This is a genomic window from Sporosarcina sp. FSL K6-1522, from assembly GCF_038622445.1.
GTDB lineage: Bacteria > Bacillota > Bacilli > Bacillales_A > Planococcaceae > Sporosarcina.
Genome location: NZ_CP152019.1, coordinates 3,608,479 through 3,622,907, shown reverse-complemented (window position 1 = coordinate 3,622,907; position 14,429 = coordinate 3,608,479). Strand labels below are relative to the sequence as shown.

The following is a 14,429-nucleotide window of genomic DNA, read 5'->3' as shown; positions in this document are numbered from 1 at the left end:
AAACCTACCGTAATCATTGACCTACGCGGACAGACTGATAAGATAATGAAGTGACTATTTAATGGAATGAGGAATTACAATGCTAGTAAATGAACAAAACGATTTTGTAATGGCGAAAGCGGAGGCAGCTGAAGACAAGCTCACTCCGTTCTTTAAAGCAGTTGAAAAAACGGCTTTTACTAATCAGCGGAAAGTACTTGCGGCATTCCGTAAAAATATGGTCAGTGATTTTCATCTAACCGGGTCAACGGGCTATGGTTACGATGACAGCGGACGAGATGTGTTGGAGCAAGTTTATGCAGACGTTTTCGGGGCGGAATCTTGCCTTGTGCGCAATCAAATTATTTCAGGCACGCATGCGATTTCAATCAGCCTTTTCGGCATTCTTCGCCCAGGCGATGAACTGCTGTATGTTACGGGCAAACCATACGACACGTTGGAATCCATTGTCTCAGGCAAAGGGAAAGATACGGGATCACTACAAGACTACGGCATTTCATACAAACATATCGATTTGAATGAAGACGGTTCCGTCAATTTCGATGAAGTGGCGAAGAACATTCATAGTAAGACGAAAATGATTGGGATTCAGCGTTCGAAAGGCTACTCAGATCGTCCTTCCTTCATGGTGGATGAAATCGGTGAAATGGTTCGTAAAGTGAAAGCCATCAATCCAGAGCTCGTCGTTTTCGTTGACAACTGCTACGGAGAATTTGTGGAAGACAAAGAGCCAACGCAAGTAGGCGCTGATTTAATGGCGGGTTCACTCATAAAAAACCCAGGTGGCGGCCTCGTGCGAACAGGTGGCTATATTGCGGGGCGGGCTGATCTTGTTGAGCAATGTGCGTACCGAATGACTTCACCTGGACTCGGCGCAGAAGCGGGGGCATCACTTGATACACTACTTGAAATGTACCAAGGCTTCTTCCTTGCGCCACATGTCGTTAGTCAAGCAGTAAAAGGTGCTCTATTTACAGCGGCTTTGCTGGAAGACTTCGGCTTGACGACATCGCCACATTATACAGCTAAACGAACAGACTTGATCCAGTCCGTGTCGTTTGCCAATGCGGACCAAATGATCGCTTTCTGTCGGACAATCCAAGCGAATTCACCAATCAATGCGCATTACGCACCAGAGCCATCGTATATGCCAGGCTATACGGATGATGTGATTATGGCGGCAGGGACTTTCATTCAAGGTTCCAGCATTGAACTAACAGCAGATGGCCCGATTCGACCGCCTTATACGGCATATGTCCAAGGTGGGCTAACGTACGAGCATGTCAAGGCAGCTGTTCTGTCCTCTGTTGAGCAACTAATCAGTGACAAATTGATTGAGGAATAACGATAAAAAAAGAGTTGTTTCCCACCACATATGGAGGGGAACAGCTCTTTTATCATTTCATTATTAATGAATTAAGCGGTACACACCGACAACTTTACCAAGAATGGAAACATTATCGACGATAATTGGATCCATTGACGAGTTTTCCGGCTGAAGACGGAAATAATCTTTCTCTTTGAAGAAGCGTTTTACAGTCGCTTCATCGTCTTCAGTCATCGCAACAACGATTTCCCCGTTATGCGCTGTTTGTTGTTGTTTGACGACAACGTGGTCACCGTTTAAAATTCCTGCTTCAATCATACTATTCCCAACGATTTCAAGCATGAACAGCTTGTCTTCAGGTGTGCCGAATGACTCCGGCAACGGGAAGTATTCTTCAATATTTTCAATCGCTGTAATCGGTAGCCCAGCTGTTACTTTGCCAACAAGTGGCACGTGGAGCACGCCCGGTTTCAACGCCTCTAGTCCTTCAGGATCGAGGATTTCAATTGCTCTCGGTTTTGTCGGGTCCCGTCTGATGAACCCTTTGCTTTCTAAGCGGGCAAGATGTCCATGGACTGTCGAACTCGAAGCTAAACCGACTGCTTCACCAATTTCCCTTACGGATGGTGGATATCCTTTTTTCTTCACTTCATCTTTGATGAAAGATAAAATGTCTTCTTGTCTCTTTGAAATTTTTTTCAAACCATTCACCTCTCAACTCGTATTCTACTACTTCCCGGAAGTAGTGAAATAGTTCGCCTACAACCAGTATGTTTCATTAAGGATAGTATAGCAGTTGACCGAACAAATAGCAAACACAGGTTCTAAAATAACTGTTGACATTCGATTTGTTCTTTTTTATAATGGGAACAAGTATTCCGGAACAAACATTCTTGAGGGGGAATTATGATGACAGTGATTAAAAACAATAGCTATATTCTACTGATATTTGCCGTGTGCATTGGATTTGCAGTGATGGGCGTCATGAAACAGGAAAAAGAACAACCTTATACAGAAGTTACGATTTACGAGGGCGATACATTATGGAGTTTGGCGTTGCATCATGCCGAAGATCAGCCAGCAGAGCAATGGATTAAAGAAGTGATGGCCATGAATGGTCTTGCGACGACAACAATTCGTAGCGGCGACGACTTACGCTTGCCCGCAGCTGTTACAATAGGAAGAGAGCCGGTACCAACACAAATAGCAGGGGGAAGTCGATGACGAAATCTACAAAGCAATGCATTATTTATTGTCGAGTGAGCACCGAAAAAGAAGCACAGGAAATGTCGCTTGCTAGGCAGGAAGAGGAATTGATTGCGCTAGCTGATGAACTTGACTTTACCCTTGTGGGGACATTTAAAGATCAGCATAGTGGCTACGATATTGATCGTGAAGGGTTGCTCAGTCTCTTGGATTTCGTTCGGGATGAGCATGTCGATGCGGTTTTAATCCAAGATGAGACGCGACTTGGGCGCGGCAATGCGCGGATGGCCGTGCTCCATCTGTTGGCGAAAACGGGAACGACGATTTTATCGAGAAATGATAGCGGACCACTTGCGCTCAACGAAATGGATACGATGTTGCTTGAAATTTTAGCCATTGTGGAAGAGTATCAGCGCAAGTTGCACAACGCTAAAATCAGGCGGGGAATGAAGCGTGCCGTGCGGGAAGGCTATCGCCCTGAAAATAATTTAAGGAACAGGGGAAATGCGGAAGGACGCGAACGCATCGATGTACCGATTAGTGAAATTGTGGCATTGCGTGAGAAAGGGCTGACCTACGAAGAAATTACAGGCGTGTTAAAAGGACTTGGACATGATATCAGTAAAGCGACCGTCCATCGTCGATATAAAGAATTTCAACTTGAGCAGGAAGGCTGATTGGTTGCACTTTCTGCTCTTTTTGTATACGTTCTATGTATTCACGAAACAAAATGGAGGAAAAAAACATGCTTTCAGCTGATAAAATCAAACGTATTAACGAGCTTTCGAAAAAGTCAAAGACAACAGGTCTCTCAATCGAAGAGGCGAAGGAGCAGACCCAATTACGCAAAGAGTACTTAGAATCGTTCCGTTCGTCGATGCGTGGCACGATTGAACAAGTAAAGATTATTGATCCAGATGGCAACGATGTAACACCTGACAAAGTAAAACAGGCGCGTAATAGCAAATATTTAAACTGACCTTTGCATTCATTGCGTAGATTGTCTACACTAGGATATGAAGAAAACAGACAGAATGAGAAGGGATGTATACAATGACACAACAGATTGACCAACTTGCTATTAATACAATTCGTACACTCTCGATTGATGCGATCGAGAAAGCAAATTCCGGACACCCGGGCTTGCCGATGGGTGCAGCGCCAATGGCTTACACGCTTTGGACAAAACATATGCACCATAATCCATCAAATCCTCAATGGTTTAACCGCGACCGTTTCATCCTTTCAGCAGGACACGGCTCAATGCTTCTCTACAGCTTACTTCACCTAGGAGGCTATGGCCTTCCAATGGAGGAAATTAAAAACTTTAGACAATGGGGATCACTAACACCTGGTCACCCTGAATACGGCCACACAGTGGGTGTTGAAGCGACAACAGGTCCACTTGGGCAAGGAATCGGTATGGCTGTCGGTATGGCAATGGCGGAAAAACACCTTGCGGCAACATACAACAAGCCAGGTTTTGACGTTGTTGACCATTACACATATGCACTATGTGGAGATGGCGACCTAATGGAAGGTGTTGCAGCTGAGGCCATTTCACTTGCTGGTCATCTGCAGTTGGACAAACTGATTGTACTTTACGATAGTAACGACATTTCACTAGATGGCGATCTTGGCATGTCCTTCTCTGAAAATATTCGCAAGCGTTTTGAATCATACGGCTGGAATTACCTACGCGTAGAAGATGGCAACGAAGTTGACCAAGTTTCCAATGCAATTGAAACAGCAAAAGGCCACACAGGCGGTCCAACAATTATTGAAGTGAAAACAGTCATCGGCTACGGTTCACCGAACAGAGCTGGAAAATCAGATGCACACGGTATGCCACTTGGTGCGGATGAATTGAAACTGACAAAAGAAGCATACAAATGGACGTTTGAAGAAGACTTCCACGTTCCGGAAGGTGTCTATGAGACATTCCAAGAAGCAGCAGAAAAACTTGGGGCTCAAAAAGAAAACCAGTGGAACGAATTATTTGCGAGCTATGAAGCAGAACACGCAGAATTAGCACAGCAATTACAAGATGCGATTGCTGGTAAACTACCAGAAGACTTTGAACAATCGTTGCCAACGTATGAGGCAGGTACATCACATGCAACACGTTCTGCATCTGGTGACGCGATTAATGCTATCGCTAAAACAGTGCCATCATTCTTTGGTGGAAGTGCGGACCTTGCAGGCTCTAATAAGACGACAATCAAAGGTTCAGGCGATTTCCTACCAACAGACTATTCAGGTCGCAATATTTGGTTCGGCGTGCGTGAATTCGCAATGGGGACAGCACTGAACGGTATGGCGCTACACGGCGGCTTGCATGTGTTCGGCGGTACGTTCTTCGTATTCAGTGACTATGTGCGTCCGGCAATCCGACTATCTGCACTAATGGGGGTTCCTGTTACGTATGTATTCACACACGACAGTGTAGCCGTTGGAGAAGATGGCCCGACACACGAGCCGGTTGAACACCTTGCTGCATTACGTGCAATGCCAGGTCTATCGGTTATCCGTCCAGCTGATGCCAATGAAACAGCAGCTGCATGGAATATCGCAGTGTCATCGGACAGCACACCAACTGCATTGGTCCTTTCACGTCAAAACTTGCCGACATTACCGAAGTCAGGTGAACTTGCGTTAGAAGGCGTTAAAAAAGGTGCATACACGGTTTCACCAGCTACGAAAGAACAAGCGGATGCGATTTTAATTGCAACGGGTTCTGAAGTCGGCCTAGCTGTTTCAGCACAAGCACAATTATTGGCTGAAGGCATCGATGTAGCGGTTGTTTCTATGCCTTCTTGGGATCTATTCGACAGGCAAGACGAAGCATACAAACAAAGCGTATTACCGAAAAACGTGAAAAAACGTGTAGGGATTGAAATGGCTGTATCTTTGGGCTGGCATAAATATGTCGGTGACGAAGGCGCAATTCTTTCAATCGACACATTCGGTGCAAGTGCACCTGGTGACACAGTCATCAAAGAATATGGCTTTACAGAAGAAAATGTTGTGACAACTGTTAAATCACTACTCAATAACGAATGACAGAAGCGTTTCGTTAGCCGGCAATTATGCGGTTAACGGAACGTATTTTCTATTTATCTAGGCTCCAGGCGCTGGGAGGCTCTCGGGATGTGGGTCACGCAGTCGTTGCCGCCGAAAGTGGAAATGGCGAACGTAGACCGTGTTCCCTGAAAGTCGAGCAGGCGCCTTGTATTTTTAGTATTTAGATTTATCTATCTTTTCCGACAATAATAGTGTGATTCCATTCCGTAATGTGACAACCTTTTTCTGCCGAAAGATGTAGGCTATACATAGGGGGTGGCGAACTTGCGATCATATGGAATTTACAAGGTGAAAGAAATGTACCAGCCATTCATCATTGGACGTGAGCGGCTATTGTATGATTTGTTAAAAGAAGGCGGGCAGCAAAATGAGTCTATGCCAGAAGTGCATTATTTATGTGATAGGTTAAAAAAAGAGACGATTGATGATGCCATCATCACGAACTTAGGGAAAAGTTTCACATCGATTGAATGCCAAAATGGGCAATATAAGTTGACGCATCCTGTGAAAGGTTCAATTTTCATTTCGTTGTCTGCTTATTCGCTATCGGTTTATTGCGATGGGTCGCGTATGCTAGATCTCGATTTATTCGTCGCCTTGTCGGGGGCACACGATCGCTTTTTTGCCATCATGGACGGCCATGGAGAATGGGGCTGGCTCAAACCAGTGAAATATACAGAACTTCGAACGAGAGAAGCAACTGTGTTGTTATAAATATATATACGTTGAATTTATGATTTTCATCTACACGCCAGCGAAGGCGCCTTACAAGCGGTCGCCGAAGCCGTAGACGGGCAGTGATTTTCTGCCTGGCTTATGGCGGGAGGCATCCGCAAGCGCCGAGCGTTGTTCGGAAGATTATTTAGTTCAATTTATCTGGGGGACTTGTGGAATAGCGAACAGGTCTCTTTTTTTCATTTCTTATTGTTGAAATCCTACATATTCGAAATTTTAAAGAAGCGCCATTGCCATTGACCACTGTTATACGGTATAATCCATCATGGTGGAGTACACTGGAATTACGGAAGTGAAGGAGGTATAGCGGATGGGTACAGTATGGTGGATCCTAATTGTTATCGTAGCCTTAATCGGAGGTGTGGCCCTCGGATTTTTCATTGCACGTCAATATATGATGAAATATTTGAAAGAGAACCCGCCCATTAATGAGGATATGTTGCGCATGATGATGATGCAAATGGGACAAAAACCTTCACAAAAGAAGATTAACCAGATGATGAATCAAATGAACAAAATGAGTGACAAACCTGAGAAGAAAGCTAAGAAGTAACGTTGATATGACAAGGTTTGTGAGTGATTGAATGATTGCTCACAAATCGTTCAGATAAGATCGCATCTTGCAAATTCATGCACAGGTTAATCTTTCTTCTGAATTTCACGTTTTTTGCTTCATCTTTCTATTTGTAAACCAATAAACCACTTTTTCTGGTGAAAGATCAACCAGAAAGGTGGTTTTTTTGTGCTTAGATAGCATGCAATTATATAAATTAGACTAAAGAATTCCGCTAACAACGCTCCTCGCTTCGATTACTGCTTGTAAGGCGCCTAAGCTGGATAGTAGATGAAAATCATAAGTTCAACCTATATAGCCTTAATTCTTGCTTAATGCTTGTCTAAAGCAATATTATAAATAGCAAATGGTCAAGAGTCTAACGGTTATTTAGTAATGGAAAGAGGGGGAAATAATATATGATAAAACGATTAGAAAAGGGAGATACAATCGGTATTTTTACACCATCTTCACCCGCAACTGTTACTTCGTTGCAACGTTTTGAACGCGCGAAATCTTTTTTAGAATCCAAAGGGTTTGTTATTGTAGAAGGTAAGTTGACAGGACAATCTGACGTTTATCGCTCTGGCTCACCTAAAGCACGTGCAGAGGAATTAAATGAGCTACTAAGAGCTCCGAATATAAAGATGATTATGTCCACAATCGGTGGTACAAACTCAAATAGTATGTTGCCATATATTGATTATGAAGCATTTAAGCAAAATCCAAAGTTAGTCGTTGGATATTCAGATGCAACGGCTGTTTTACTCGCCCTTTATGCAAAAACAGGTATTTCAACATATTATGGACCTTCTCTAATTCCGTCGTTTGGTGAATTTGAACCGCTCGTAAATGATACTTATCAATATTTCGAACAATATTTCATGCAAGAGACAGAGTTGCCCTATGAAGTGCCAATGCCTCCATTTTGGTCAGATGAGCCAGTGAACTGGTTAGAAAAAACGACAGAGAAAACGCTTGTTAATAATGCGTGGGTGACTGGTCATAGTGGTATTGCAGAAGGACGATTGATAGGTGGTAATGTGAATTCGATGTATGGATTTATAGGTTCTCCCTATTTTCCTCCAATTGAACGAGGGGATATTTTATTAATTGAGGACTGTATGAAAAATGCTTCAATTGTCGAGAAGAATTTTGCGATGCTAAAAATGCAAGGTTTTTTTGATAAAGTTTCTGGTATTATTTTAGGTAAACATGAACTGTATGATGATTTAGGTACGGGCAAGCAGCCATTAGACTTATTAATAGAGCAATTAGATGGAATGGTGATTCCGATTTTAGCCGACTTCGATACATGCCACACACACCCAATGCATCCATTAGCTATTGGCAAACAAGTGAAGTTAGATGCAGGTGCAAAAAAAGTGTTTTGTACGGAAAACTGGCTATGAAGCTAAGAATTAACGCTGATAGAGCGATACTTCTGAGTGCCTTTTGGAATCAGAATCATAGGAGGTATGAGCTATGAAAATCCACAGAATGGATCATGTAGGTGTAATCGTAAATGATCTCTCTGCCGCTAAAGATTTTTTTCTCGACTTTGGCCTTGAGGTGCAAGGGGAATGGGAAATGGAAGGAGAGTTGATAAGTCAGGTATTTGGGCTTAATGACGTTAAAGTAGCATGTGTAGGATTGGGGACGCCAGACGGTCAGGTATGGATAGAGCTCATCAAATTTTATAATCCGTCAGATGAAAGAGACATTCAGCAACCTTTTGCAAATACCCCGGGTATCCGCCATATTGCATTTGCTGTTGAAGATATTGAAGCTGTTGTTGCCAAATTGGAAAAGAACGGTACGAAAATCTTTAGTGAGATCCTACACTATGAAGACAGTTATAAATTATGCTACTGCCGTGGACCAGAAGGCATTATTTTAGAGTTGGCGGAGCGAATCAAATAAATTAAGGGGAACTCACGCAAACTCGCCATTCAGCAACTACAAAGCTGAATGGCGGGTTTATGCTTAATTCGCAAAGCCGAAACGACTAAGAAATGCTTGGATTGTTTGCTCATATTGCACGGGATTTTCATTATAAGACTTGGCGTGTGCGCCTTTTGGGAAGAGCTTGAGCATTTTGTCGCCTTCCTTGGCCGCGTACAATTCTTCGGTCATATATGGAAGGATAAAATCATCCTCCATACTATGAATGAACAGGACGGGAATTGTAATGTTTTTGACAACTTCGCGCGGTGAGATAAGATTTGTCGAATAGCCGTCCCGCATTTTGAGAAATACATTGGCAATTCGCAGCATCATCGATGTACGAAGCGGCGTTTCGGTTCGCAAAATATGAAGAATTTGCTCGGAGAAATCCGAAAATGGGCAATCTGCAATTAAGAAATTGGCTTCATCCTCATAGGTCCCAGCATATAAAATGGACGTTGCGGCGCCCATCGATTCCCCGTGGATGCCGAGCAATGCCCGTTTCCCGATACGCTTACGTACAGCCTGGACGATGGCTTGCAAATCGCTTTTCTCATAATAACCGAAGCTCGTTGTTTTTCCGCCCGATTCCCCGTGGCGTCGATGATCGTAGACAACAGAATTGAAGCCGAGACGTTCAAACAGGCGGGCGTATCGCATGGAATTGATTTTATTTTCGGTGACCCCGTGGCAAATAATGACCGTTTTAGTTGTGTCGAGCGGCTTCAAAAAAACCGCTCGTAAACGATAACCATTTGGCGAATCAATCCACATGTCTTCCTTGCGAACCGTTTCATACCAATGCTCATCGAAACGCTTCGCAAGAATTTCCCGTTTCATAATCAAATCGGCATCTTTTAACTTTAAAAACATCAACTTATTCGTAACAAAAAATCCTAACACGGTGATGATTGCAGTGAAAATACCTGAAATCACACCCGTGATATAAAGAACCCGCCGTTTCATCGTCTATCAACTCCTCTTACAACTGGTCGTTTTCAAACAACCTGTACATTCCTGTATCAATGGGTCGTGATACATGTGGTGCAATGACACCGACCGCTTGGCAAACCTTTTTCACATCAACACCTGTTTCAATACCGAGTGTATCAAGCATGTGGACGACATCTTCTGTTGCAACATTGCCTGTAGCACCCGGTGCAAATGGACAGCCTCCTAACCCGCCAGCAGACGTGTCGAAACGGTCAACACCAGCTTGCAGTGCGGCAAAAATATTCGCCATTGCCATCTTTCGAGTATCGTGGAAATGGGCTGTAAGGTAGACGTCTGGCAATTCTTCTTTCAACGTTTTAAACAGCGCATAACTTTCTTGTGGGTTGGCCATGCCAATGGTATCTGCCACACTTAGTTCGTCTGCTCCCATTGCGACGAACCGTTTACATAACGCGATGACCGCTGTTGGATCTATTTTACCCTCGTACGGACAATAAAACGCAGTTGAAATACAGGCGCGTACGAAAATACCTTTCGCTTTCAAATTTGCGATAACGGGTTCGAGCGCTTGCATACTGTCATCCGTAGAGCGGTTAATATTTTTTTGATTAAATGAATTACTGACCCCTACAAAGACAGCGACACTTTGAGCACCAGCAGCTAACGCCAACTCGGCCCCTTTGGCATTCGGTGCCAAGACAAATTGTCGTCCAATGCGCTGCGTTTTTTCAACGATTGCTTTAGCATCCGCCATTTGCGGCACCCACTTTGGCGATACGAACGAAGTAAGCTCCATTTCCGTAATGCCAGCCCCTTGTAGTGCCCCGATAAATGCTAGTTTATCCTGTTCATGGACTTGTTTTTTTTCGTTTTGTAGTCCATCCCGAGGTCCGACCTCGATAATTGTCACGTTGTTTGGTAAAATGAACATAACATCCCTCCTCTAGTATATTGTACTGAAGGGATGCCTAGATAGGCAATGTGAATAAGGGAATAGGGGGAAAAGAAATGTCAAAAGAAGTTGTGATCGTCAGTGCGGTGCGCTCTGCGATTGGCTCATTTCTCGGTTCATTAAAAAATGTGCCGGCTACGGATCTTGGAGCAACCGTTATTAAAGAGGCGCTAGCACGTGCGGGGGTCACGCCTGACAGTGTCGACGAAGTCATTATGGGGAATGTCTTACAAGCAGGGCTCGGCCAAAATCCAGCGCGTCAAGCTGCGATGAAAGCAGGTTTACCTGAACATGTGTCAGCGCTTACCATTAACAAAGTATGCGGATCGGGCTTAAAGGCGGTTCATTTAGCACGCCAAGCCATTGTCGCAGGGGATGCGGACATTATTGTTGCAGGTGGTATGGAAAATATGAGCCAAGCGCCCTATGTATTGAACAATGGTCGTGAAGGCTTTAAAATGGGTGATCAAAAAATAGTAGATAGTATGATTACAGATGGTTTATGGTGTGCATTTAATGATTATCATATGGGAATTACAGCGGAAAACTTATGTGATCGCTATGCTATTACGCGTGAAGAGCAAGATGCATTTTCAGCGGCATCTCAGCAAAAAGCGGGGGCTGCAATCGAAGCTGGCAAGTTTACGGACGAAATCGTACCAATCGCTATTCCACAACGTAAAGGCGAACCGATTATTTTTGAGACGGATGAATATGTAAAAGCCGGAACGACGGCAGAAAAACTAGGTAAACTACGTCCAGCATTCAAAAAAGACGGCAGTGTTACAGCAGGAAATGCATCGGGCATTAATGACGGAGCGGCGGCATTGGTCATCATGTCCAAAGAGAAAGCCGATGAGTTAGGCTTAACACCACTTGCAACGATTGCAGCTAATGGCAGTGCAGGTGTCGACCCTTCGGTTATGGGCATTGGTCCTGTCCAAGCCGTGAAAAAAGCACTCGATAAAGCGGATATGCAACTTGCGGACATCGAGCTGATTGAAGCGAATGAAGCATTCGCGGCACAATCCATCGCGGTCGATAAAGAACTTGAATTCGACAAGGCGAAATTGAATGTCAACGGGGGTGCGATTGCACTTGGTCACCCAATCGGTGCAAGTGGAGCGCGTATTCTCGTGACACTGTTGCACGAAATGCAGCGTCGTGATGCCAAATCAGGGCTCGCGACATTGTGTATCGGTGGAGGACAAGGCGTCGCCACCATCGTAACTCGCCCATGAACGAAAGCAGGTGAAACGAATGGCAAAAAAACGTAAGCAGCCGACTTCAACTAAACCGAAAAAGGTTGAAAATGAAGGGCTCACACTCTCCGACGCACTTGGCGATGACATACTTGAAAAGCTGAAAGCTGCTAAAAAAGAACTGTCTGCCGTCGAACAAGCTAAGGAAGAGCAGCGACAAGCACAACAACGTCATGAGCGTGAAGAACGCGAAAAGAATAAGAGCTTCGAAGAACTCCTGAATGAGTACGGGAATAGTGGTTCGAAGTTTTAAGTGGACATGCATCGACCTTTACGATAGGGTTGGTGCATTTTTTTATGGGGAAAGGTTGGATTGTCAGTGAAAGTAGTAAAACTGTCAGTGCAACGCACAATTAGTACAAACGATAAAACGCCAATCCGTTATCTCAGGATTAGCGCTCGTTTCATTTTTTCGCCATTTGCTCTTGCGCCATTCGGACCATTTCTTTCACCATATTGCCGCCAATGGGACCACCGATTTTTCCCGCCTGTTCTGACGTCAGTTTTCCGTTATAGCCTTTTTCCAAAGGGATGCCGAGTTCGTCGGCAATTTCATATTTTACATTGCCTGGATCTGTCGTACTCACTTGGTAGCCTTGTGCTTTCATGACATCCGCTTTTAATTGATCTAATTCTTTACGTGCCTCTGGTACTAAAATTCTTGTTTTCCGCGCCATTATTTTCTCCTCCTTTAAGGATAGTTTGGTCTGGAATTGGCGATTCATGCTTCCTTCATTTACGGCAAGAATTATTGATAATATCATCGTTATTTTCCTGGATTAAATATTGGAATTTAGCAATTAGACAATGTAAGCGCTTAAATAATCGAAACAATGGAAATTATATTGACTATTCATTCTGGTGCGTGTAATCTTATGAAAATTGTGTTTTTTCATTACAAGAGGGGGAAATGAATGATGAACAAATGGAGTAAGCTGGCGATGGTTCTTTTCAGTGCCGTATTATTATTAGCGGCATGTGGGGGCGGAGAGAAAAGTGGGACAACTGAAAAAAGCGATGCCAGTAAAAAAGAAGACGCTAAGAAATATACAATCGGCGTCACACAACTTGTGGAACACCCGTCATTAAATGCAGCTTTCGAAGGATTTCAACAAGCAATCGCAGATGCAGGGCTTGACGTAGAATATGATGTACAGAACGCACAAAATGATAACAGTGCGAATACGACGATTGCTACAAACTTTGCGAGTGCTAATATCGATTTGATCTTCGCTAACTCGACATCGAGCGCACAGGCAGTGGCAAGTGCGACACAAGAAACTCCCATCGTGTTTACATCTGTGACAGATGCGGTAGGGGCTGAATTGGTTGATTCATTAGAAAAGCCCGGTGGCAATGTGACGGGGACAATCGATTTGCATCCCGATGTTATTCCGTTGACGATGAAGTTTTTGAAAGAACAATTGGCGGCTAAAAAGGTTGGCGTGGTATTTAACGCAGGTGAGCAAAACGCACGTGTGCAAATCGATAAAGTGAAAGAGCTGGCAAAAGAAATGGACTTGACGATTGTTGAGGCACCTGTTGCGACGTCTGCGGATGTTAAACAAGCGGTTGACTCATTAGTTGGCAAAGTCGATTCCTTGTATATCATCAAAGATAATACCGTTGTATCAGCGCTTGAGTCGGTTACGTCTGTTGCGCTGGACAATAAACTCCCGATGATGGTCGGCGAACTAGACTCCGTGAAACGGGGCGGCTTAGCGGCATACGGTTTTAATTATTATGATCTTGGCTATGAAACAGGCGAAATGGCTGTGAAAATTTTAACGGGTGAAAGCAAGCCTGCTGAATTACCAGTTCAAGTGACGAAAAACTTGAAATTTGTGGTCAATGAAGAAACGGCAACAGCTATCGGACTCGAAATCCAAGAGGAATGGCAAGCTGAAATCAGCGAATAACGACGAAAAAGCATGGCCCCCGGGGACCATGCTTTTTCTCTCCCTATTACAAAAGGGAGCGCACTCGGAAAATTTGATATTCTTTTTCAATTACACAAACTGTTCTTTCTGACGATCACTTACTTAACGCTCGTCTGTGCAGTTTGATAGGGCTGACTGAATGACTAAGCCTTTTGGGCAGGTTCATCACAAACATACACGGTGATGGATACCTTTTTGTCGTCAGCTTTCAAGTTGCACTTCCACAAAAAATTGTTCGTTTACTGCTTGGTTACCACTTCAGTGAATGGAATCTGGGTCTTTCAATTCCCGACGAGTGTACCTATCGCCAGTAAAGCAAATTTTCCGCCAAGGCTGTGCAGTTCATCGTTGGAAGTCATTGTAGGTAGCTCGTCTACAACTTCATCCCTCCGGTAGTTCCGCCTTGTAATCTAACTATACCCCGTAGAAATGAAGATAAACCTTTTTGCATAAAAAACTTTTTAATAAA

16 protein-coding genes are annotated in these 14,429 nt (G+C 43.9%); 12 read left to right on the top strand and 4 right to left on the bottom strand.

The features are described from left to right. Positions 1-79 precede the first annotated feature (79 nt). Positions 80-1,345 (top strand): methionine gamma-lyase family protein, encoded by a 1,266-nt coding sequence (locus tag MKY34_RS18125; protein WP_342512511.1) that lies wholly within the window; start codon positions 80-82, stop codon positions 1,343-1,345. Positions 1,346-1,408: 63 nt separating this feature from the next. Here MKY34_RS18125 and lexA read toward each other — a convergent pair whose 3' ends face one another. Next, a complete protein-coding gene (gene lexA, locus MKY34_RS18120; RefSeq protein WP_342512510.1) occupies positions 1,409-2,029 on the bottom strand; it encodes a transcriptional repressor LexA in 621 nt (206 codons plus the stop codon). 207 nt (positions 2,030-2,236) lie between these two features. Between lexA and MKY34_RS18115 the strand changes: the two genes are divergently transcribed. The 8 genes from MKY34_RS18115 (at position 2,237) to MKY34_RS18080 (ending at position 8,828) form a co-directional block, all read left to right on the top strand. Next, on the top strand, positions 2,237-2,551 hold the full coding sequence (locus tag MKY34_RS18115) for a LysM peptidoglycan-binding domain-containing protein (RefSeq protein ID WP_342512509.1): 315 nt from the start codon (positions 2,237-2,239) through the stop codon (positions 2,549-2,551). Continuing rightward, the gene (locus tag MKY34_RS18110; RefSeq protein WP_342512508.1) at positions 2,548-3,210 is read left to right on the top strand and encodes a recombinase family protein; all 663 of its coding nucleotides are present in this window, start codon (positions 2,548-2,550) and stop codon (positions 3,208-3,210) included. The genes MKY34_RS18115 and MKY34_RS18110 overlap by 4 nt, the downstream gene beginning before the upstream one ends. Before the next feature lie 68 nt (positions 3,211-3,278). Next, positions 3,279-3,512 carry a DUF896 domain-containing protein gene (locus tag MKY34_RS18105; RefSeq protein ID WP_342512507.1) on the top strand — a complete coding sequence of 78 codons (234 nt, stop codon included), beginning with the start codon at positions 3,279-3,281 and terminating at the stop codon, positions 3,510-3,512. A 74-nt stretch (positions 3,513-3,586) separates the two neighbouring features. After that, positions 3,587-5,596, top strand: coding sequence for a transketolase (gene tkt, locus MKY34_RS18100; protein WP_342512506.1), 2,010 nt, complete (start codon positions 3,587-3,589; stop codon positions 5,594-5,596). 285 nt (positions 5,597-5,881) lie between these two features. Continuing rightward, positions 5,882-6,331: a sporulation inhibitor of replication protein SirA gene (sirA, locus tag MKY34_RS18095; protein ID WP_342512505.1), complete on the top strand. Its 450-nt coding sequence runs from the start codon at positions 5,882-5,884 to the stop codon at positions 6,329-6,331. A 331-nt stretch (positions 6,332-6,662) separates the two neighbouring features. Then, on the top strand, positions 6,663-6,905 hold the full coding sequence (locus MKY34_RS18090) for a YneF family protein (protein WP_342512504.1): 243 nt from the start codon (positions 6,663-6,665) through the stop codon (positions 6,903-6,905). 419 nt (positions 6,906-7,324) lie between these two features. Then, complete coding sequence (locus MKY34_RS18085; RefSeq protein ID WP_342512503.1) at positions 7,325-8,317, top strand: S66 peptidase family protein; 993 nt, start codon at positions 7,325-7,327, stop codon at positions 8,315-8,317. A gap of 73 nt (positions 8,318-8,390) precedes the next feature. Further along, on the top strand, positions 8,391-8,828 hold the full coding sequence (locus tag MKY34_RS18080; RefSeq protein ID WP_342512502.1) for a VOC family protein: 438 nt from the start codon (positions 8,391-8,393) through the stop codon (positions 8,826-8,828). A gap of 63 nt (positions 8,829-8,891) precedes the next feature. Here the strand turns inward: MKY34_RS18080 and MKY34_RS18075 are convergent, their stop codons facing one another. Together MKY34_RS18075 and MKY34_RS18070 are read right to left on the bottom strand one after the other, a co-directional pair. Then, positions 8,892-9,818: an alpha/beta fold hydrolase gene (locus MKY34_RS18075; RefSeq protein ID WP_342512501.1), complete on the bottom strand. Its 927-nt coding sequence runs from the start codon at positions 9,816-9,818 to the stop codon at positions 8,892-8,894. Positions 9,819-9,834: 16 nt separating this feature from the next. Beyond that, positions 9,835-10,737, bottom strand: a complete 903-nt coding sequence (locus MKY34_RS18070) for a hydroxymethylglutaryl-CoA lyase (protein WP_342512500.1) — start codon at positions 10,735-10,737, stop codon at positions 9,835-9,837. 77 nt (positions 10,738-10,814) lie between these two features. Here MKY34_RS18070 and MKY34_RS18065 point away from each other — a divergent pair, with 77 nt between their 5' ends. After that, a complete protein-coding gene (locus MKY34_RS18065; protein ID WP_342512499.1) occupies positions 10,815-11,999 on the top strand; it encodes an acetyl-CoA C-acetyltransferase in 1,185 nt (394 codons plus the stop codon). A gap of 19 nt (positions 12,000-12,018) precedes the next feature. Beyond that, positions 12,019-12,273: a YqkE family protein gene (locus MKY34_RS18060; RefSeq protein ID WP_342512498.1), complete on the top strand. Its 255-nt coding sequence runs from the start codon at positions 12,019-12,021 to the stop codon at positions 12,271-12,273. Between the two features lie 151 nt (positions 12,274-12,424). Here MKY34_RS18060 and MKY34_RS18055 read toward each other — a convergent pair whose 3' ends face one another. Continuing rightward, positions 12,425-12,700 (bottom strand): alpha/beta-type small acid-soluble spore protein, encoded by a 276-nt coding sequence (locus MKY34_RS18055; RefSeq protein ID WP_342515298.1) that lies wholly within the window; start codon positions 12,698-12,700, stop codon positions 12,425-12,427. 234 nt (positions 12,701-12,934) lie between these two features. Here MKY34_RS18055 and MKY34_RS18050 point away from each other — a divergent pair, with 234 nt between their 5' ends. Then, positions 12,935-13,939, top strand: a complete 1,005-nt coding sequence (locus MKY34_RS18050; protein WP_342512497.1) for an ABC transporter substrate-binding protein — start codon at positions 12,935-12,937, stop codon at positions 13,937-13,939. Positions 13,940-14,429: the final 490 nt, after the last annotated feature.